This is a genomic window from Cyanobium sp. WKJ7-Wakatipu, from assembly GCF_024345355.1.
In the GTDB taxonomy this organism is placed as follows: Bacteria; Cyanobacteriota; Cyanobacteriia; order PCC-6307; family Cyanobiaceae; genus Cyanobium_A; species Cyanobium_A usitatum.
On sequence record NZ_JAGQAY010000001.1, the window covers coordinates 16,523 to 36,334 of the forward strand.

The 19,812-nt window shown below is 62.9% G+C and carries 18 protein-coding genes; 13 read left to right on the forward strand and 5 right to left on the reverse strand.

The genetic code is table 11. The features are described 5' to 3' along the window. The first annotated feature begins 48 nt into the window (after positions 1 to 48). Both KBY83_RS00095 and dacB read left to right on the forward strand, forming a co-directional pair. Entirely contained in the window at positions 49 to 588 is a 540-nt protein-coding gene (locus KBY83_RS00095; protein WP_255017735.1) for a DUF4330 domain-containing protein, read from the forward strand. A 1-nt stretch (position 589) separates the two neighbouring features. Next, a complete protein-coding gene (dacB, locus tag KBY83_RS00100; protein WP_255017736.1) occupies positions 590 to 1,882 on the forward strand; it encodes a D-alanyl-D-alanine carboxypeptidase/D-alanyl-D-alanine-endopeptidase in 1,293 nt (430 codons plus the stop codon). On the opposite strand, the gene KBY83_RS00105 is transcribed toward dacB, so the two are convergent. Together KBY83_RS00105 and coaD are read right to left on the reverse strand one after the other, a co-directional pair. After that, positions 1,879 to 2,751 carry a hypothetical protein gene (locus KBY83_RS00105; protein WP_255017737.1) on the reverse strand — a complete coding sequence of 291 codons (873 nt, stop codon included), beginning with the start codon at positions 2,749 to 2,751 and terminating at the stop codon, positions 1,879 to 1,881. The genes dacB and KBY83_RS00105 overlap by 4 nt on opposite strands. 8 nt (positions 2,752 to 2,759) lie before the next feature. Continuing rightward, positions 2,760 to 3,245 (reverse strand): pantetheine-phosphate adenylyltransferase, encoded by a 486-nt coding sequence (gene coaD / locus KBY83_RS00110; RefSeq protein ID WP_255017738.1) that lies wholly within the window; start codon positions 3,243 to 3,245, stop codon positions 2,760 to 2,762. A gap of 65 nt (positions 3,246 to 3,310) precedes the next feature. Between coaD and KBY83_RS00115 the strand changes: the two genes are divergently transcribed. From KBY83_RS00115 to KBY83_RS00145, 7 genes are read left to right on the forward strand one after another with little or no spacing between them, the layout of a single operon-like run. Then, positions 3,311 to 3,805, forward strand: a complete 495-nt coding sequence (locus KBY83_RS00115) for a flavin reductase family protein (RefSeq protein WP_254961401.1) — start codon at positions 3,311 to 3,313, stop codon at positions 3,803 to 3,805. Further along, a complete protein-coding gene (uvrC, locus tag KBY83_RS00120) occupies positions 3,802 to 5,763 on the forward strand; it encodes an excinuclease ABC subunit UvrC (RefSeq protein WP_315856766.1) in 1,962 nt (653 codons plus the stop codon). Before KBY83_RS00115 ends, uvrC begins: the two co-directional genes overlap by 4 nt. Further along, on the forward strand, positions 5,760 to 6,071 hold the full coding sequence (locus KBY83_RS00125; protein ID WP_396093092.1) for a hypothetical protein: 312 nt from the start codon (positions 5,760 to 5,762) through the stop codon (positions 6,069 to 6,071). The genes uvrC and KBY83_RS00125 overlap by 4 nt, the downstream gene beginning before the upstream one ends. Positions 6,072 to 6,073: 2 nt before the next feature. After that, positions 6,074 to 7,585, forward strand: a complete 1,512-nt coding sequence (locus KBY83_RS00130; protein WP_255017739.1) for a cryptochrome/photolyase family protein — start codon at positions 6,074 to 6,076, stop codon at positions 7,583 to 7,585. A gap of 42 nt (positions 7,586 to 7,627) precedes the next feature. Continuing rightward, positions 7,628 to 8,218, forward strand: coding sequence for a protoporphyrinogen oxidase HemJ (hemJ, locus tag KBY83_RS00135; RefSeq protein WP_255017740.1), 591 nt, complete (start codon positions 7,628 to 7,630; stop codon positions 8,216 to 8,218). After that, a complete protein-coding gene (locus KBY83_RS00140; RefSeq protein WP_255017741.1) occupies positions 8,211 to 8,873 on the forward strand; it encodes a PHP domain-containing protein in 663 nt (220 codons plus the stop codon). The genes hemJ and KBY83_RS00140 overlap by 8 nt, the downstream gene beginning before the upstream one ends. A gap of 29 nt (positions 8,874 to 8,902) precedes the next feature. Further along, complete coding sequence (locus tag KBY83_RS00145) at positions 8,903 to 9,463, forward strand: hypothetical protein (protein ID WP_255017742.1); 561 nt, start codon at positions 8,903 to 8,905, stop codon at positions 9,461 to 9,463. A gap of 19 nt (positions 9,464 to 9,482) precedes the next feature. Here KBY83_RS00145 and cobN read toward each other — a convergent pair whose 3' ends face one another. Beyond that, on the reverse strand, positions 9,483 to 13,211 hold the full coding sequence (gene cobN, locus KBY83_RS00150; protein ID WP_255017743.1) for a cobaltochelatase subunit CobN: 3,729 nt from the start codon (positions 13,209 to 13,211) through the stop codon (positions 9,483 to 9,485). Between the two features lie 85 nt (positions 13,212 to 13,296). Here cobN and KBY83_RS00155 point away from each other — a divergent pair, with 85 nt between their 5' ends. The 3 genes from KBY83_RS00155 to KBY83_RS00165 are packed head-to-tail and all read left to right on the forward strand — an operon-like array spanning position 13,297 to position 18,204. Beyond that, entirely contained in the window at positions 13,297 to 14,214 is a 918-nt protein-coding gene (locus KBY83_RS00155) for a branched-chain amino acid transaminase (RefSeq protein WP_255017893.1), read from the forward strand. Positions 14,215 to 14,219: 5 nt separating this feature from the next. Then, positions 14,220 to 17,882 (forward strand): methionine synthase, encoded by a 3,663-nt coding sequence (gene metH, locus KBY83_RS00160; RefSeq protein ID WP_255017744.1) that lies wholly within the window; start codon positions 14,220 to 14,222, stop codon positions 17,880 to 17,882. A 49-nt stretch (positions 17,883 to 17,931) separates the two neighbouring features. Further along, entirely contained in the window at positions 17,932 to 18,204 is a 273-nt protein-coding gene (locus KBY83_RS00165) for a DUF4090 family protein (RefSeq protein ID WP_106501777.1), read from the forward strand. A 3-nt stretch (positions 18,205 to 18,207) separates the two neighbouring features. On the opposite strand, the gene KBY83_RS00170 is transcribed toward KBY83_RS00165, so the two are convergent. Then, a complete protein-coding gene (locus tag KBY83_RS00170) occupies positions 18,208 to 18,435 on the reverse strand; it encodes a hypothetical protein (RefSeq protein WP_255017745.1) in 228 nt (75 codons plus the stop codon). A 199-nt stretch (positions 18,436 to 18,634) separates the two neighbouring features. Here KBY83_RS00170 and KBY83_RS00175 point away from each other — a divergent pair, with 199 nt between their 5' ends. Further along, entirely contained in the window at positions 18,635 to 19,018 is a 384-nt protein-coding gene (locus KBY83_RS00175; RefSeq protein ID WP_254942036.1) for a DUF2237 family protein, read from the forward strand. Positions 19,019 to 19,026: 8 nt separating this feature from the next. On the opposite strand, the gene KBY83_RS00180 is transcribed toward KBY83_RS00175, so the two are convergent. Then, on the reverse strand, positions 19,027 to 19,782 hold the full coding sequence (locus tag KBY83_RS00180) for an SDR family NAD(P)-dependent oxidoreductase (protein WP_255017746.1): 756 nt from the start codon (positions 19,780 to 19,782) through the stop codon (positions 19,027 to 19,029). Between the last annotated feature and the right edge of the window lie 30 nt (positions 19,783 to 19,812).

Below are 19,812 nucleotides of genomic sequence, written 5' to 3' on the forward strand. Positions count from 1 at the left end.
ATCTAACCGGCCAGCCTCCGTACACTTCGCCAAACGCAGACCTTGCCGATGGCTTCCGAGAGCGACCAGAGCCCTGCAGCAAAAGGACGCTCCTGGAGCCTTGTTGACATCGGCGCCGGAGTTGCGGTGCTCCTGGCTGCCGCAGGGGTGATCTGGAGCCCCAAGCTGAGCGGAGCGGTGGCTCAGGCCACCGGTGGCCTCACCCCAGTCACCGTGCTGGTGGATGTGCGTGGCGTGCCGGTGGCTGATCCCAGGGCCTTGATTCAGGCCGCCCAGGAGGAGGGCAAGGTTGCAATCGTGATCCGAAACCAGCCCCATGGCTCGGTGGCAATCAAGCAGGTATTGCCCCTGCAGCGGCGCCTGGTGGCGGTCCAACCCAACGGATCGGTGGTGACGGCTGTGGACCCCAACCAGGCAATCCTGGGTAGCCTCGATGCTCGTTTTGTGCTCCAGGGCCAGGGCCGCAAGAGTGCTGGTGGTGTGGTTTTTGGCAACCAAACCATCAAGATTGGTGCTCCAGTGGAAATAGAGGGGGAGCAATTCCGCGTGGGCGGCACGGTTAGCGGCCTCAAGGTTGGAGGTGGCTGAGATGGCCCCTCTCAAAACCCCTGCTAAGCGTCAGCTTCTGCTGCGCCTTTCTGGTGTGCATGCCCTTGGGCTCGTTTTAGCGGGTGCGCCAGTCGCCGCCTTGGCCCAGCAGGTGCCCCTGGCGTCCTTGCCGCCCCTGCCCCCACCGGTTGGCCTGCCCCAGCTACAGGCCCAACTGAGCTGTCCGGCCCTGCAGCAGCGGCTGCTTGCCACCGTGGCAGGCGAGGCTTCTGTGTGGAGCATCACCATTGCCGATGCCCAGGGCCGTCTGCTGGCTGACCTCAACGGCACCCGGCCCCGCATCCCTGCTTCCAATCAGAAGCTGGTGAGCACGGCCTACGCCCTAGACCGATTGGGCCCCGACTATCGCCTTAATACCCAGCTCTGGCGGCTGGGTGATGGCAGCTTCCGCCTCACCGGAGAGGGCGACCCCGACCTGGCCCTGCCCCAACTGCAGCGATTCGCCATGTTGGCGATGGGATCGGGTGGCAGCAGTGGTGAGACGCCTTCGCTGGTGCGGTTGCAGATCGCCGAGGAGCCTCGCCAGGCCTGGTGGCCCCAAGGTTGGCACCCAGATGACCGCTACTACGCCTACGGCGCGCCGATCACCCGGCTGGCGGTCACCAGCAATGCCATCAACGAGGCGGTGATGAATCCGCCTTCGCGACTGCAGACCCTGCTGCAGAAAACCATGGTTCAGCGGGGGGCCAAGGTGCAGCTGTCCCTGGTGTCGTCCCGCGCCCCCCTGCCCGCTGATGCGGTGCTGCTGCACCAGGAGTCATCGGCTCCGATGCACAATCTGCTGAGCCTGGCTAACACCGAAAGCCACAATTTCACCGCCGAAGTTCTGCTGCGCCAGGGCGCTGGTACCTGGGATCTGGCCCGAGCCACCCAGCTTCAGATGCTGTGGCTCACCGAACAGGGCCTGCCGATGCAGGGGGTTCGCATTGCCGATGGCAGTGGCCTCGACCGCGCCAACCGACTCACCAGCCGCTTCTTGGCTGCCCTGCTTATGCGCATGGATCAGCACCCCTACGGCCGCGCCTATCTGGCGTCGATGGCGGTTGCGGGGCAGCGGGGCACCCTGCGCAACCTTTATGTGGGCACCCCCCTGCAGGGCCAGTTCTTTGGCAAGACAGGCACGATCAGCGGTGTGCGCTCAATCAGTGGCGTGCTGATGACGGGGGCCGGGCCCCGCTACGTAAGCGCCATCAGCAATGGGGCCAGCTCACCCAACGTCACTATTGGCAAGGTGTTGCATCAAGCGCAAAACAGCCAGCTGTGCCCCCCCTAGCCCGCTAGCTGCTTGAGAGTGTTGGCTACCCGGCGGCGGCGGCCCGTCGTCTCCTCAACAGCTGGCGCGGCAGCTTCTGGCGCCTGGAGTCTCACCAGCTCGCGGCGGCCCCCCAGTACCACCTGGCTCATCTCCTTCAACCTGCCCTCGAGTTCGCCCAGCACCTGCTCGGCGTAGCGGTTGGCACCCTCTTGAATGGCGGACGACTCCTGGCGGCTGCGGCTCACCAGGGCGTCGCATTGCTGCTGGGTCTGCTGGCGGAACTGCAGGGCGTCGTTGTGCACCCGCTCCGCTTCTGCCTGGCTATCGCGCTGCACCCTCACTCCCTCTTGGCGGATCTGCTCAAGTTCAGCCATCGCCTGTTGACGATTGCGATCGTGCTGTTCGAGCAGCTGGCGGTTGCGCTCGGCCGTTTCCTGTTCGAGCTGCTGACGGCGGAGCGCAAATTGCTGCTCCATCTGGGCCGTGCGGGCCTGGTGCTCCTGCTCAGCCTGGGCAACCTGCTGGCGGGCTTGCAACATCAGCTGCTCGCATTGCTGGCGGGCCTGATCCCGCAGCTCACCCACCTGCCGCTCCGCCTCCTGACGAATGGCGGCAGAGTTGATCAGCTGCTCCCGCTCTCTTTTGCCAACAGCAATGATCTCGTCGGATTGCTGTCGCGCCTGGCTAATAAATTCCTCACGCTGGCGGATCAGCCCTACGGCCTGTTGCAGCTGGCTCGGCAGCGATTCCCGCAGGGCATCCATCACTTCAATGGCGTCCTGCTCATTGACCAGCCGTCCGCCGCTGAACGGAATGCGGCTTCCCTCCAGCACGATCTCCTCCAGCTGATCGAGCTGATCCAGCACGGTGATGGTGGGCTCGGTCATGTACAGCTCTAAACAGATGCCCGATTAAAAAGCCTGCACAGGTCTTCCGCCACTCCGGGGGGCACCATGTGACGCACATCGCCGCCAAAGCGAGCCACCTCCTTCACCACAGAACTGCTCAGGAAGCTGTGGTGCACAGCTGTAGCAAGAAACAGGGTTTCCACCTGGGGGGCCAGGCTTTTATTGGTGTGGGCGATCTGCAACTCGAATTCAAAGTCGCTCAGGGCCCGCAGGCCCCGCAGAATCACTTGGGCCTGGCAACGACTGGCGAAATCCACGGTGAGGCCATCAAAACTGTCTACTTCAACCCCCGGGAGATGGGCCGTGGCGGTGCCGATCTGCTCCAGGCGTTGCTCGAGGCTGAAGGCCGGCTGCTTGCTCGGGTTCTGCAGCACGGCCACCACCACGCCGTCAAACAGGCGTGCTGCCCTCTCGATCAGGTCGAGGTGGCCCAGGGTGAGGGGATCGAAGCTGCCGGGGTAGAGGGCGCGCATCGGACCAGCCTATGGGTGCCCGAGGCGTTTCTAGGGTGGATGTAGTTCTTAGCGCTCTTGCCGCCATGGCCCTTAACGCCGCCCTCAACGCCGAAGCCAAGAAAACCCTGCTGCGCAAAATTCCCCATGGCGTGTTCATCTGCGGCGTAGCTGAGGGGGATGAGGTCAATGGCTTCACCGCCAGCTGGGTTACCCAAGGCTCCTTTGAGCCGCCATTGGTGGTGATGGCTGTGCGGGCCGACAGCACCAGCAACGGCATCATTCAGCGCACCAAGAAATTTTCCCTGAACGTGCTTGCCGCTGACCAGAAGGACCTGGCCGCAGTTTTCTTCAAACCCCAAAAAGGCATGGGCGGTCGCTTCGATGCGGCCCCCTTCAGCCTCGGTGAGCTGGGCTTGCCGATTCTCGACAACGCCCTGGGTGCGGTGGAATGTGAGCTGGTGGGTCAGGTGGCCCATGGCGACCACACCGTGTTTGTGGGCGAGGTGAAGACGGCCACCCTGCACCGCGATGGTGCTGCCCTTGAGCTCGGCAGCACCGGCTGGCAATACGGCGGTTGAGCCTGCCCCTGCTGCAGCAACCCGAACGCCTCAAGGTCCGGCTCAAGGAGGTGCCCTCCGAGCCGGGCTGCTATCTGCTGCGCGATGCCAGCGATCGCATCCTCTACATCGGCAAGGCCAAGGTGCTGCGCAATCGGGTGCGCAGTTATTTCCAAAGTGGTAGCGGCCATGGCCACAGCCCGCGCATCTCCCTGATGGTGCGCCAGGTGTGTGAGATCGAATTCATCGTCACCGACAGTGAAGCCGAGGCGCTGGCACTCGAATCCAACCTGATCAAGCAGAACCAGCCGCACTTCAATGTGCTGCTCAAAGACGACAAGAAATATCCCTATCTCTGCATCACCTGGAGCGAGGCCTACCCGCGCATCTTCATCACCCGGCGGCGGCGGTTTCGCTCGCCCCTGGATCGCTTTTACGGTCCCTACGTGGATGTGGGCCTACTGCGCCGCACCCTCACCCTGGTGAAGCGGGTGTTCCCGCTGCGCCAGCGACCCCAGCCGCTCTACAGGGAGCGCACCTGCCTCAACTACGACATCGGCAGGTGCCCTGGGGTGTGCCAGGAAAAGATCAGCTCCGAGGCTTACCACCTCACCCTGCGCCAGGTGGCGATGGTGTTTCAAGGGCGCAACGAGGAGCTGCTCGAGCTGCTGAATGAGCAGATGGGCAAATATGCCGAGCGGCTTGACTTCGAGAGCGCCGCGCGGGTGCGCGACCAGCTGCAGGGCATCGACACCCTCACCGCTGATCAGAAAATGAGCCTCGGCGACAGCTCGGTGAGCCGTGATGTGGTGGCCTTAGCCGCCGATGAGCGGGTGGCGGCAGTGCAGCTGTTCCAGATGCGGGCCGGCAAGCTGGTGGGGCGGCTTGGCTTCACCGCTGATGCCGTAGGCGCCGATGGCCAGCCCCTGGAGCCCGGCCGCATCCTGCAGCGGGTGGTGGAGGAGCATTACAGCCAGGTGGAGCCGGTGGAGATTCCCCCCGAGCTGCTACTGCAGCACGCCCTACCCCAGCAGCCCCTGATCGAGGAGTGGCTGGCGGAGCGCCGCGGCCGCAAGGTGAAACTTGCCGTGCCCCAACGGCAGCAAAAAGCCGATCTGATCGAGCTGCTGGAGCGCAATGCCAGCTACGAGCTGCAGCGGGCCCAGCGCGGTGCCGAGCAGCAACTGCTTGCCACTGAAGACCTGGCCCAGCTGCTGGAGCTGCCAACCCCCCCACGTCGCGTCGAGGGCTACGACATCAGCCATATCCAGGGCAGCGACGCCGTGGCCTCCCAGGTGGTGTTTATCGATGGTCTTCCGGCCAAGCAGCACTACCGCAAATACAAGATCCAAAGCAGCTCGATCCGCTCTGGCCATTCCGACGACTTCATGGCCATGGCCGAGATCATGCGCCGCCGCTTTCGCCGCTGGGCCCAGGCCAAGGCCGAGGGTGCCGACCTGGGCGAGCTCCGGCGGGCCGCCAACACCACGCTTCACACCGGTGGCCTCAATGACTGGCCCGATGTGGTGATGATCGACGGCGGCAAGGGTCAGCTTTCGGCGGTGATGGAGGCCCTGCGGGAGCTGAATCTGCACGAAGAGCTGGTGGTTTGTTCCCTGGCCAAGCAGCGGGAGGAGGTGTTTATGCCAGGGGCCAAGCAGCCCCTGGAGAGTGAGCCCGACCAGCTGGGTGTGCAGCTGCTGCGCCGCCTGCGCGATGAGGCCCACCGTTTCGCTGTGAGCTTCCATCGCCAGCAGCGGGGCGAGAGGATGAAGCGGTCGCGCCTCTCCGATATTCCTGGCCTGGGACCGAAACGGGTCAAGGAGTTATTGGCCCATTTCCGCTCGATTGATGCCATCCAGTTGGCCAGTCCAGAACAGATCGCCGCTGCCCCGGGAGTGGGGCCGGCCCTGGCCCGCCAGGTGTGGGATTACTTTCATCCCAGTGATGAGCTCGTTAGCGAGGAGTTGGCCAGTTGAGGCGTCTGGCTTCCCTGCTGCTACTGCCCTTGGCCCTGGGGCTGCTGCTGCTTTTTTCACCTGCCCTAACGCCGCCGGCCCTCGGCGCCCCCGGCATCTGCGTTGGGCCTGTCTGTGGTGATGAGATCCACCGCAGCGCTAAGCATCACTGGCAGCTGCGGCTGCGGGTAAATGACCAGCAGGGCCAGCACGAGCGTCTGGTGGTGGATTGCCGCAATGGGGTGCTCAGCCCCCTGGCTGGTCCGGTGGAGCGGGGCTATGCCGCGGCCGTAGCCCGCCGTGCCTGCCGGCTGGCTGGTGAGGCCTGAGCGTGATTGGCATCTGGGTGCTGGGCGACCAACTGGACCCCCTCCAGGCAGCTTTGGCAGCCCACACCCCCGCAACCGCCCGCGTATTGCTGATTGAGAGCAGCTCGGTGCTGCAGCAACGCCACTATCACCGCCAGAAGCTGGTGCTGGTGTGGAGTGCCATGCGGCATTTCGCTGCCGAGCTGCGCCAGCGGGGCTGGACGGTGTACCTGCTGGAGGCCCCGACCTTTGCTGAGGCGCTGAAGGATTGGCTGGCCGAGCACGAGATCAGCGAGCTGCATCTGATGGAGCCAGCAGAGCGCCCCTTTCGTGAAGCGATTGAACGGCTGTCCCTACCTACGCCCCTGGTGTGGCACCTCTCCAATGCTTTTCTCTGGAGCCGGGATGATTTCGGCGCCTGGGCTGCTCCCTACAAGCAGCTGCGCATGGAATTGTTCTACCGGGAGGGCCGCAAGCGTTTTGGCGTGCTGATGGGCGATGACGGCCAGCCGCTTGGTGGACAGTGGAACTACGACCAGGAGAATCGCAAGGCACCGCCCAAGGGGCTGGTGGGGCCTGAACCATTGGTCTTTGCGCCTGATGCAATCACCCGGGCCGTGATTGCCAAGGTGGACCAGCTGGCTCAGGAGCTTGAGGCCGCCTCTGAACCTGGCTTGCCAGGGATTAGTGCGCCGTTTGGGTGGGCAGTTACCCGCACCCAGGCGCTGGCGGTGCTGGAGCATTTCATCGATACGCGGCTCGATGGCTTCGGCCCGTTCCAGGACGCCATGGTCAGCGGCCAGCCCACCATGTGGCACGCCCTGCTCTCCCCTTATCTCAACATTGGCATGTTGCAGCCGCTTGAGGTGATCCGCCGGCTGGAGCAGGCCGGGCTGGAGCGGGGTACGCCCCTTGCCTGCCTGGAGGGGGTGATTCGCCAGATCCTGGGCTGGCGCGAATACACCCACGGCCTCTACTGGTGGTTTGGCGCCGACTATCCGGCCCGAAATCACTTCGGCGCTATTCGTCCGTTGCCCGGCTGGCTAGAGGAGCTGGGCGGCAGTGGCATGGCCTGCATGGACACGGTGCTGGCCGAGCTTGAGCTCAACGGCTACGCCCACCACATCCAGCGCTTGATGGTTCTAGCCAACTACGGCTTGATCGCCGGCCTCGATCCCCAGGCCTTCACCGACTGGTTTCACCGCATGTTTGTTGATGGCTACGACTGGGTGATGCAAACCAACGTGCTCGGCATGGGGTTGTTTGCCGATGGCGGCATGCTGGCCAGCAAGCCTTACGCCGCCAGCGGTAATTACATCAATCGGATGAGCAGCTACTGCAAGGGCTGCCGCTACAACCCGAAGCAGCGCACTGGAGCGGATGCCTGTCCCTTCAACGCGCTCTATTGGGATTTCCTGGCTCGCAACCAAGAGGGACTGCGCCGCAATCACCGCATGGGGCTGGTGATGAAGCAGCTCGAGAAGATCCCCGCCGACGAGCTGGCGGCGATCCGGGCTACTGCTTCAGCCCACTGACCGCTGCGGCCTAGTTTGTGGGCCCTTGCTTGAACTGCCGCCATGCCCTTGTTGACCCTGAGCTGGCCCGCCGAGGCCTACCTCTGGTTCAAGACTCTCCACATCGTGGGGGTGGTTGTGTGGTTTGCCGGGCTTTTCTATCTAGTGCGGCTGTTCATCTATCACCGCGAGGCTGAGGAGCTGGAGGAGTCGCTCAGGCTGGCTTTCCAGGCCCAGTACGGCTTGATGGAGCGCCGTCTGGCCAACATCATCACCACCCCCGGCATGGTGGTCGCAGTGGTCTGTGCGGCTGGTTTACTGAGCGTGAATCCCGCCTGGCTGCAGCAGGGCTGGATGCACGCCAAGTTGGCCTTCGTGGCTGCCTTGCTGGCCTACCACGCCATTTGCTATCGGTTGATGGGCCAGCTCAACAGGGGAGCCTGCAGCTGGAGCCCTAAACAATTGCGGGCCTTAAACGAGTTGCCCACCCTGCTGCTGGTGATCGTGGTGATGCTGGTGGTGTTCAAAAACCAATTTCCTACTGGTGCTGCCACCTGGTTCATCGTGGCCCTGGTGGTGTTCATGGCCGCATCGATTCAGTTTTATGCCCGCTGGCGGCGGCTGCGGGCGGAGCGATTGTCCGCGAATGCCTGAACTCGTGCCTGATCACCCCTTGCGTCATGTACTCCGCCAGCTGACGCCGGCCTGCTGCCCTAGCCGGGTCAATTTCCACTGCCACACCATCTTCAGCGACGGCAGCCTGACCCCCCTTGAGCTGGCCCAGCAGGCCCTTGAACTCGGCCTGGAGCACCTAGCCATCACCGATCACCACAGCCTCGCCGCCCACGGGCCTGCCATGGAGGTTTTTAAGGCGGCGGCTAGCGAGGGCCGTGCCGTGCCCAGTTTCTGGCGAGGGGTGGAAATCAGCTGCTTGCTCGAGGGCTGTTTGGTGCATGTGCTGGTTCTTGGTTTTGATGCCGATCACCCCAGCCTTGAGCCCTATCTGCAGGGGCGGGCGCTGGTGGGGCCAGCGCTACAGGCTGAGGCGGTGCTGGAGGCGGGGCGCCAAGCGGGAGGTCTGCTGCTGCTTGCCCATCCCGCCCGCTATCGCCTGCCCTTCCAGCGGTTGATCGCCGCCGCCGATCGTCTCGGTTTTGATGGCGCCGAGGCGTGGTACGACTACCAAATGCAGCCGCGCTGGACACCAACGCCTCTGGTGTGCGATGCGATTGCTGCTGAGCTGCAGCAACGTGGTCTTTTGATGAGTTGCGGTACCGATACCCATGGATTAGCGCTTCTCGGCCGCTAGGGTTTCCTGACGCTTACCCCTGGCAGACGATGGGTTTGTTTGATCGCCTGTTCGCCACCCGCGACGGCAACGCCGCCGCCCCGAAGACCCCCCAGCCCAAGAAGGAGGTTGAAACCTTCTTCCTAGATGCCGATGCTTCCAGCAGCATGGGCAACGTTGATTTCATGCGGCGCTCCAACACCATTCGCCGCACCTTCCCGGGCACGGCTGACAGCCCCGGCAACAAGGAGATGGTGGCAGAGGTGGCTTCGATGGAGTCGCGGCTGGAGCGGGTCTCTGATGGATTGGGTGGCCAGACCAGCCAGCCTGAACAAGCCTTTGATCTCACCCGAGGTGTCCCAAAGCCGGTCAAGAAGACCTTCGCCCAAACCATGTCTCAGGCGGAGCTTGATCAGCGCATGAAGGGTTCTGCCATGGGCGTGAATGTGCCTGGTGGAAGTGCAGCGATCAAGCAGGAGCAGGAGCAGGCTCAAGCTCAGGCCCAGGCTGCTGCGATGGCAAGCCCGCAGGTCCAGATCAGCCAGCAAGCCAGCGGCAAAGCTGGCGACATTGATCCTTTTAAGCGCATGAGCAGAGAATTAAAAGGTTGAGCAAGTTGGCTTGGTTGCCTTAGCGCTGCTCAATCAGACTTTCGCTATCAAGAACCAGCTGGCGCAACTGCTCCAGCTGGTTTTTTTGTGCCCCTTCCCACAGCCCCCTGTTGTGGGCTTCCAGTAGCCGTTCGGCCATGTCGCGCAGGGCCCAGGGATTGCTCTGCACCAGGAAATCACGCACTGTCTGATCCCCGAGCCACTGGTCGCAGATGGCGCCGTAGCCCCAGTCAGGGACTCGGCCGGTACTGGCGTCGTAGGCAAACAGATAATCGAGGCTGGCAGCCATTTCGAAGCCGCCTTTGTAGCCGTGGCCTTTCATCGCTGCGATCCAGCGGGGGTTGAGCACGCGGGTGCGCAGCGCCTTGTCAAATTCCCGCTCCAGCCGGTGCATCCGGGGCCGGGCAGCTCGGGAATGGTCGCCAAACCAAAGTGCCGGGCGCTGCCCAGAGACCCGCTCCACCGCTGCACTTAAGCCACCCTGAAACTGGTAGTAGTCGTCGGAGTCGAGCAGATCGTGCTCCCGGTTGTCCTGGTTGTGCAACACCACCTGCACCGCCTTGAGCCGCTGCTCCAGGCCGCTCCGGTCGGCCTGGGCTTCGATGCCAGCCTGCCCAGAAGCCCCGGCCTGGCTGTCGTAACGCCAGCTGCTCCAGTTCAAAAATGCCTCGCCCAGGTCAGCCCGCTCCTCCCAGTTGCCGCTGTCGATCAGGCCCTGCAGTCCTGCCCCGTAGGCGCCTGGCGCTGAGCCGTAGACGCGGGCGCTGGTGCCTTCGCGGCGATAGGCGGCGGCGAGGGGGTTGTCCGCCTCTGGTTCGTTTAGGGCTGATACCAGTTCGGTGGCCCGGTTGACCCACCCCACCAGTTGGGGGAAGGCGTCGCGGAAGAGTCCTGAGATGCGCAGGGTCACGTCCACCCGCGGACGGCCCAGCAGGCTCAGGGGAATCACCTCCAGATCCACCATGCGGCGGGTTGGTCCATCCCAAACCGGTCGCACGCCAAGTAGGGCCAGGGCCTGGGCGATGTCCTCGCCGCCATTGCGCATCGTTGCCGTGCCCCAAACCGATAGGGCCAAGCAGCTCAGGTGCTCCCCCTGCTCCTGAAGGTGCAGTTCCAGCAGCAATTCGGCGCTGCGTCGGCCCAGGTCCCAGGCCGCTTCAGTGGGTAGCCCGCGTAGGTCGACGCTGTAAAAATTGCGCCCCGTCGGCAGCAGATCTGGTCGGCCGCGGGTGGGTGCTCCGGATGGTCCTGCGGCAATGCGCTCCCCCTCCAGGCCCCGCAGGAAGGCTTCCCGCTCGGCGTGACCGCAGGCCAGCAGGGGGGGCATCAGGGCCTGGCGCAGGTGCATCAGCGCCTGCTGCAGCCTGGGTCCAGGTGATGGCGAAGGCTGGTCTTGGCTTTGTTGCACGCCGGCCAGCTCCTGCTCCACCAGGGTCAGAGCTTGCGCCTCCAACAGCGCAACCCCATCTCCCACCAGGCGCGGTAGCTCTCCGCCAAAGGCGCCCTGGAGCCGTTGCTGGTCTGGCTGGCCCAGGGGCGTGCTGTCTTCATCACCCCAGGGGTCAAAGCTGAGTTGGAGGTCTTGCGCCAGGGCCTGGGTGAGGCCGGGTTGCCCAGCCAACGGACAGCGGGCCAAACAGAGCAGCAGCTCCGCCAGGCGACCGGGCCCCGGCAGGGTGCCGAAGGTGTGGAGCCCCAGGCGGATCTGGGCCTCCTTGAGCTCGCAGAGGTAGCCATCGGCAGCATCAAGCCGGCTATCAAGTTCCGCTGCGCTGCCGAGCGGCAGATCCATACTCTCGAGCTCCTTGGCCAGGGTCTGGCGCAGGGGACCGGCCCGTTCACTGCCGAGCTGACAGGCCTCCCAATACTCATCCAGCAAAACCTCAAGACGCTGCAGCGCCCCATGCAGGCCCGCCCGCCCCAGGGGCGGTGTCAGGTGATCAAGGATCACCGCCTGGCTGCGCCGCTTGGCCTGGGAGCCCTCGCCGGGATCGTTGACGATGAAGGGATATAGGTGTGGCAGCGGCCCTAGGGCCCACTCCGGAAAACAGCTGGCGGAAAGCCCCAATCCCTTGCCGGGCAACCATTCCAGGTTGCCGTGCTTGCCCACATGCACCACCGCATGGGCGCCAAACTCCAGGCGCAGCCAGAGGTATTGGGCTAGGTAGGCGTGGGTGGGGGGCAGGTCGGGGCTGTGATAGCTGAGAGCCGGATCCCTGTCGTAACCGCGGTCGGGCTGGATCAAGACGCTCACATGCCCCAGCTGCAAGCCACGGATTGGGAAGCCGGGTACAGCTCCGGCGGCGCTAACCAGAGCGACATCGAGTTCAGGCGGTCCCCACACCGCCTCGAGCCTTTGGCGGCCCTCGCTGGGGAGGCAGGCATACCAGTCCTGGTATGTGGCAAGGGGCAGCAGGGTCAGGGCGGGTCGGTGCTCGCTCTCCGGATCGTTGCTGCGTCCAGCCAGCAGCATATGGATCAGGGCCTCGCCATCGACAGGTACTGGGCCATGCAACTTGTAGCCAGCCCCGGCCAGCCACTGCAACATCAAGGCCGTTGAGGCCGGCGTATCGAGTCCAACGCCATTGGCGAGGCGGCTGTTGCGGGTTGGGTAATTGGCCAGGACAAGCGCAACGCGGCGTTCGGCAGCTGGGGTTTGGCGCAACCGGATCCAGTTGGCACAGAGCTGGGCGATCCAGGTCAGCCGTTCCGGATCCGGTTGGTAGCGCTGCAGGGCGGAAGCGAGACGGTCGCTGGCGCCCACGGTCTCCTTAAAGGCGCCAATGCGGGTAGTGAGCCGCCCGTCCAACTCTGGCAAGGCCACTTGGAGGGTGAGGTCGGTCGGGCCTAAGCCGATGCTGCTGGTCTGCCAGCGGCTGCGGGGCTGGCTACTGCAAAGCAGCTGCAGCACCGGCACACCGAGTTGCTCCCATAGCGGCGCCCCTAGGCCGGCCTCCTCAAACTGCACTGAGGCAAAGGAGGTGCTGCACAACACGGCCTGGACTCCTTCCCGCTGCAGTAGGTCGGCCACGCCCCGCTGCACCACCCCATCCCGTAGGCCGCTTACCCACAGCGCCCGCGGGCACAGTCCTGCCTGGCGCAGGGCCTGCAGGGTGGCATCCATCAGGGCCAGGTCACCGGCCTGCAGTAGGGCCCGATAGGCGATCACGCCTACGCGAGGGCCTTGCTCCTGCTGCCAATCATGGGGTAGTGGATCGGCGAGGGGCTCGGCCCGTGGCGGCGCTGGAGACAGACCTTCAAGCAGAGCCTGCAAAGCCTGCAGCACCTGGCGCAGGTTGGCGGGTCCCCCCTCCCGCAGGCAGCGGGCCAGGCCGATTGCTAATTCAGGGGCGACGGTGCCCAGCCCCGCCAGCACCTGCTCCTCATCGGCCGTGCCAGCCAGCATGAGCAATTGGCGCTCTGGGGCTGAGCCCGCCCAGCTCTGGAGCTGCTCCAAGCCATAACTCCAGTGACCCCTGCCCCCCAGTAACCGCACAACCACCAGCCGGGCGTGGCGCACCGTGGAATTGAGGTAGTGGTCGATCTGGGCCGGGTGAGCCAGGGCCGCCAGGTTTAGGCCACGCAGCTCCGCTGTCAGCAGCTGGGGTTCCCGCTCAAGCAACTGGTCAATGGCCAGCAGGTCGGTGTCCGCACTGCTGAGCAGCAGCACAGGCGCGGCAGGCTGCTCCACCAGCGCGCCGATGTCGGCTTCTGCTCCTCCCCCAGGTACCGATGCCAAGCGATGCATCACCCCATCCTGCTTGCTGCGGTGAGAAGATCGTTTGATATCGGCCACAGGCCGTCGCGCCAGCACCGCCCGCTTCGCCCTCACCATGCACCAGTTCCTGCCCTACGCCTGGTTCGGTGGCCGATGCGTGCCCTTTGCCGAAGCCACCCTGTCGGTGGCCACCCACGCCCTCCACTACGGCACTGGAGCCTTTGGCGGCATGCGGGCCCTGCCCAATCCCAGCGACCCGGCTGAGATCCTGCTTTTCCGCGCTGATCGCCACATCCGTCGCCTCAGCCAGAGTGCCCGGCTGCTGCTCACTGAGCTAGCCGAAGAAACCATCCACGACGCGATAGTGACCTTCTTGCGGGCAAATAAACCAATCTGTCCGGTTTATTTGCGCCCGTTTGTTTACACCAGTGATCTGGGTATCGCCCCCCGGCTACACAACATTGAGACCGATTTTCTCATCTACGGACTGGAGCTGGGCGACTACCTCTCCCCTGAGGGTGTGAGTTGCCGCATCTCCTCTTGGACCCGCCAGGAAGACCGCTCCCTGCCCCTGCGCGGCAAGATCAGTGGCGCCTACATCACCAGCTCCCTGGCCAAGACAGAAGCTGTAAAAAGCGGTTTTGATGAGGCTTTGCTGCTCAACAGTCGCGGCAAGGTAAGTGAAGCCAGCGGCATGAATCTTTTTATTGTTCGAGATGGAGTCCTTATCACCCCCGGGGTTGATCAGGACATCCTTGAAGGTATCACCCGGGCCAGCGTGCTGGAACTGGCCCAGGCCATGGGCATTCCCACCCTGGAGCGTCCTGTCGATAAGAGCGAGCTATTCGTGGCCGATGAAGTGTTCCTCAGTGGCACCGCCGCCAAGGTCACCCCGGTGCGCCGGGTGGAGACCACCGACATGCCTGGCAATCGGCCGGTAATGACCGCGATTCGTGAGCGCTTAACGGCAATCACGGAAGGCCGCGATTCCGCCTATGACCACTGGGTGACCCGTATTCGCGTAGACGGTTGATCAACATGATTGAGGCAGTAGCACCCCAGCTGGTTAAGCGAATCGGCTTTCTTGAGCGCCTGCATGGTCCTGGGCGGCCGGTGCTGGTTTTCGACGGTGCCACAGGCACCTCGCTGCAGCAGATGGATCTGGGCCCCGATGATTTCGGTGGCGCTGCCCTTGAGGGCTGCAATGAAAATCTTGTTTTCACCCGCCCCGATGCTGTTCAGGCAGTGCATCGCCAGTTTATGGAGGCGGGCTGCGATGTGATCGAAACCGACACCTTCGGGGCTACCTCGTTGGTGCTGGCTGAATACGACATCGCCGACCAGACCTTTGCCCTCAACAAGAGGGCGGCAGAGCTGGCCCGCGAAGTGGCCGCTGCCTACTCCACGCCAGAGAAGCCGCGCTTCGTGGCTGGCTCCATGGGTCCAACCACGAAGCTGCCGACCCTGGGCCACATCGACTTCGACACGATGAAGGCATCGTTTGCTGAGCAGGCCGAAGGGCTGCTGGCGGGAGATGTGGATCTATTTATTGTCGAGACCTGCCAGGATGTGCTGCAGATCAAGGCGGCCCTTCAGGGCATTGAGGACGCCTTCGCCAAGACCGGCCAGAGGCGGCCGTTGATGGTGAGCGTGACCATGGAGACCACCGGCACAATGTTGGTCGGCTCCGATATAGCTGCTGTGGTGGCGATCCTGGAGCCATTCCCGATTGATGTGCTGGGGCTCAACTGCGCCACTGGACCGGAGCAGATGAAGGAGCACATCCGCTATCTGAGCGAGCACAGTCCGTTTGTGGTGAGCTGTATCCCCAATGCAGGCCTGCCAGAAAATATCGGCGGGGTAGCCCACTACCGCTTGACACCGCTCGAAATGAAGCTGCAGTTGCTGCACTTCGTTGAAGATCTTGGCGTGCAGGTGATCGGTGGCTGCTGCGGCACTACCCCTGCCCACATCGCCGCATTGACCGAGTTGGCAGCCGAGTTGCATCCAGCTGCTCGACCGGTGCGCACCCCCCAGACCCAGCACGCACGCCCCCTGCTGCAGGGTGAGCCCGCCGCGGCCTCGATCTACAGCACCACGCCTTACCACCAGGACAATTCCTTCCTGATCATTGGTGAACGGCTTAACGCCAGCGGCAGCAAGAAAGTGCGCGAGCTGCTAGCTGAGGAGGATTGGGATGGCCTCGTGGGAGTGGCGCGGGGTCAGGTTAAGGAGAACGCCCACGTGCTCGACGTCAACGTCGATTACGTCGGTCGCGATGGTGAACGGGACATGCATGAGTTGGTGAGCCGTCTTGTCACCAACGTCAACCTGCCGTTGATGCTCGATTCCACTGAGTGGCAGAAGATGGAGGCCGGGCTCAAAGTGTCCGGTGGTAAATGCATCCTCAATTCCACCAACTACGAAGATGGTGACGAGCGTTTCTTCAAGGTGCTGGAGCTGGCCAAGGCCTATGGCGCCGGGGTTGTCGTGGGCACCATCGATGAAGAGGGAATGGCACGCACAGCGGAGCGCAAATTTGCCATTGCCCAGCGCGCCTACCGAGATGCGGTTGAGTTTGGAATTCCTGCTCACGAGATTTTCTACGACCCCTTAGCCCTACCGATATCCACGGGAATTGAGGAAGATCGGCTCAATGGTGCGGCCACGATTGAGGCAATCCGCCGCATTCGCACCGACTTACCAGGGGTGCATGTGGTGCTGGGCGTCAGCAACGTGAGTTTCGGCCTGTCGCCGGCGGCCCGGATTGTGCTCAATTCGGTATTTCTGCACGACTGCTGCGAAGCCGGGATGGATGCGGCGATCATTAGCCCTGCCAAGATTCTGCCCCTGGCAAAGATCAGTCCAGAGCATCAGCAGGTGTGCCGCGATCTGATCTACGACCGGCGTCGGTTCGAGACTAATGAGCCGGGGTCTATTTGCAGCTACGACCCTCTGACCGTGCTCACAACCTTGTTTGAAGGGGTGAGCGCCAAAGAGGCCAGGGCCTCAGGCCCCTCTCTCGCCGACTTGAAGGTGGAGGAGCGTCTCAAGCAGCACATCATTGATGGTGAGCGAATCGGGCTTGACGCCTCCCTAAACGAAGCGCTTGCTACTTACCCGCCACTGCAGATCATTAACACCTTTTTGCTCGACGGCATGAAGGTGGTGGGCGAACTCTTTGGTTCCGGCCAGATGCAGTTGCCCTTTGTATTACAAAGCGCCGAAACTATGAAGGCGGCAGTAGCCCATCTCGAGCCCCACATGGAAACGGCCGAGGGAGAAAGCTCGGCTAAGGGTAAATTCCTGATCGCCACCGTAAAAGGCGATGTGCATGATATAGGCAAAAATCTTGTAGATATTATTCTCACCAATAATGGCTATGAAGTTGTCAATCTAGGCATCAAGCAAAGCTGCGAGGCTATAATCGATGCCCAGCAGCAGCATCAGGCCGACTGCATCGCCATGAGCGGTCTACTTGTGAAGTCTACGGCCTTCATGAAAGACAATCTGGAAGCCTTTAATCAGGCTGGCATTGCCGTACCGGTAATACTTGGCGGAGCAGCGCTTACGCCTCGGTTTGTTAATGGCGATTGCCGGGCCGCCTATCTAGGTCAGGTTATCTACGGCCGCGACGCATTTGCCGACCTGCGTTTTATGGACGCCCTGATGGAGGCAAAAGCCGGCGGTGCCTGGGACGACCTACATGGTTTCCTTGGAGCGATTCCGGAGGGGCTTGGCATCACCTCTCCCGAGACCCCCGCAGAAGAGCCTGCCAAGGCGGATGGGGCAAGTGAAGCTGTATCTATTTCCCCTAAAGAAGCCACTGTCAGCGTTGAACCAAATGATCAGCGCTCTACGGCTGTGGCCGAAGAGAGCGCCCTTGAGCCACCTTTTTGGGGTAGCCAGGTTTTAACTGAGCAGGAGATCGACCTGCAGGAAGTATTCGCTTACCTAGATCGCAACGCCCTATTTGCAGGCCAGTGGCAGCTGCGTAAGACCCAGCAGCAGAGCCGCGAAGACTACGAAGCAATGCTGGTCGAGAAGGCGGAGCCCGTTCTGCAGCAATGGATGGCGCGCTGTCTCGAGGAGGGCCTGCTTTCACCTCGGGTGGCCTACGGCTATTTCCCTTGCGGCCGTAGTGGCAACGCCGTGGTCTTGTTTGACCCAGCTAAGCGCCAGCAACAACTAGGACGCTTTGAGCTGCCCCGCCAGCGCTCAGGCAACCGCTATTGCATCGCTGATTTCTACCGAGATCTCGCAATCGCAGCCGATGGTTCGTCGCTGCCAACCGATGTGTTGCCGATGCAGGCCGTAACCATGGGCGAAGGTGCCACCAGCTTTGCCCAGCAGCTTTTCAAAGCTGATCAATACACCGATTACCTCTATTTCCATGGACTTGGAGTCCAGATGGCTGAGGCTCTGGCCGAATGGGTTCATGCGCGCATCAGGCGGGAGCTTGGCTTTGCAGATCCCACCGCGATGCCGCTGCGCGACGTGCTGGCCCAGCGCTATCGCGGTAGCCGCTACTCCTTTGGCTATCCCGCCTGTCCAAATGTGGCCGACTCCCGCCAGCAGCTCGCCTGGCTCGGTGCCAAGCGGATTGGTATGTCGATGGATGAGAGCGACCAACTCGAACCAGAGCAGAGCACCACTGCCCTAGTGGCCCTACACAGCCAAGCCCGTTACTTCTCAGCCTGAGCAGGGGGGCAGCGGCTTCTAGCCTGGCCAATCACCTTGCAAAACGGCTATGGCCATTGCCGGACCTGGCGGCGTTGATGCCGCAATCGCCTCGGGCATCGACCTGGATGGCACCCCGATCCCCGCCGAGATGATCGCTCTCTACACGGAGGTGATGGATCTGGAAAGCCAGCGGGCCCGCAGCGGTGTCAAAAAATCGATGCGCAATCGCATCGTTAAGACAGGCTCGAAGCATTTCGACCAAGCCAGCCTTGATGCCCGGCTTAAGGCCGCCGGATGGGATGGCTTGAAAGCTAAGGAGATTGCTTTTTTCTACTCCTGAGCTCTAGTTGCAAAGGTCTTCGAGGGCGTCGATCACCTCCTGCTGAAACTCCTCCAGGTTGGAGGAGTCGCTCAGGTCGATGCCTTCGCCGGCGGCGTTCTGGGTGAGTTCCTGGAAATGGAAAGCCCCTTCGCCGTGGGCGAGGAATTCCATGGCGGAGGGTTCACCGCTTTCTTTGTACGCGTCGCAGAGGGCCAGAAAGGCCGCGTCTTCGGTGAATTCCCAGCTCATGAAGGGGGCCGCGCTGAAAGACAGGGTGAACGCGCTCTTCGACCTTTAACGCCTCCCCCCCGGAATCCGTCAACTACCCAGGCCAACTTTGTGCGGGTGTGTTGCCTTTCGCATAGCTCTGAAGCTTGTGGTCTCAGCAGGGCTGCAACCTCCGAACTGCCTGGCCAGACTGGAGCTATCCACATTTTCCCCGGTTCCCGTGAGCGATTCCAGCCAGCCAGCTTCCGCTTCGCTAAATGTGCTGGGTGAACCCTTGGTGGTGTGCGGCTGCCAACCAATGACAGGTTGGTTCCGCGACGGTCATTGCCGTACCAATGCCGCCGACCTGGGTCGTCACAGCGTCTGCTGTGTCGTGAGCGATGCCTTCCTGCGCTACAGCCAGGCCCAGGGAAACGACCTCAGCACCCCGGCGCCCGCCTATGGCTTCCCCGGTCTCAAGCCTGGAGACCATTGGTGTGTGTGTGCGCCGCGCTGGCTTGAGGCCTACGAGGACGGCATGGCACCACCTGTGCGCCTAGAGGCCACGGAGGATTCCGCTCTGGAGGTGATTTCCTTAGCAATCCTGCAAGCAAACGCTGCTTGATTTGAGAGCTACCAGGCGATTTGCTGCCCATCCCAGGCCCAGAACTGCCCAGTCTGTTGGGGCCCAAGCACCGCCAATACGTCGAGCAGCTGCTGAGCAGCGCGCTCTGGGCTGAACAACCGATCTGGCGGCACACCGGCCTGGAAGGGGGCGGAGAGGCCCGTGGCCGTGGTTCCGGGGTGGAGCAGGCTCACACACCCGTTTGGCTTTCTGCGAGCCCATTCCAGGGCCAGGGTGCGCAGCATCTGATTTTGGGCAGCCTTGGCCGCCCGGTAGGCATACCAGCCACCGAGTTGGTTGTCGCCGATGCTCCCCACCCGGGCCGAAAGGCTGGCGAAATGAAATGGGTCGCTAGGGCTAAACAGGGATTCGATCGCCTGGGCCAGCAGCAGGGGCGCAAAGGCATTCACCGCAAAGCTGAGCTCTAGGGCCTGGCGATTCACCTGACTGAGGCGCTTTTCCGGTTGGAGCAGGGGCCCATGCAGCAGGCCGGCCGTGTTGATCACTAGCCGCAGGGGGGGGCGATTTTCAAGGCTTGCTGCCAACACCGAGAGGCTGGAGTCGTCGGTGAGATCCAGCGGTAAAAACTCGACCTCTCGCCACAGGGGATCCCCCGGCAATCGCCAGTCCTGGCGTGAGGCTCCCACAAGCTGCAGCCCCGGGGCGATTCGGCCCAGCTCCTGCAACAGGGCCTGGCCGATGCCGCCACACCCGACCACCAGTCCAGTGCCATGCCAGTCCTGCCAAGGCGAAGCTGAGCTCATTGCCACAAAAATTCCAGAGCTGAAGCCGCA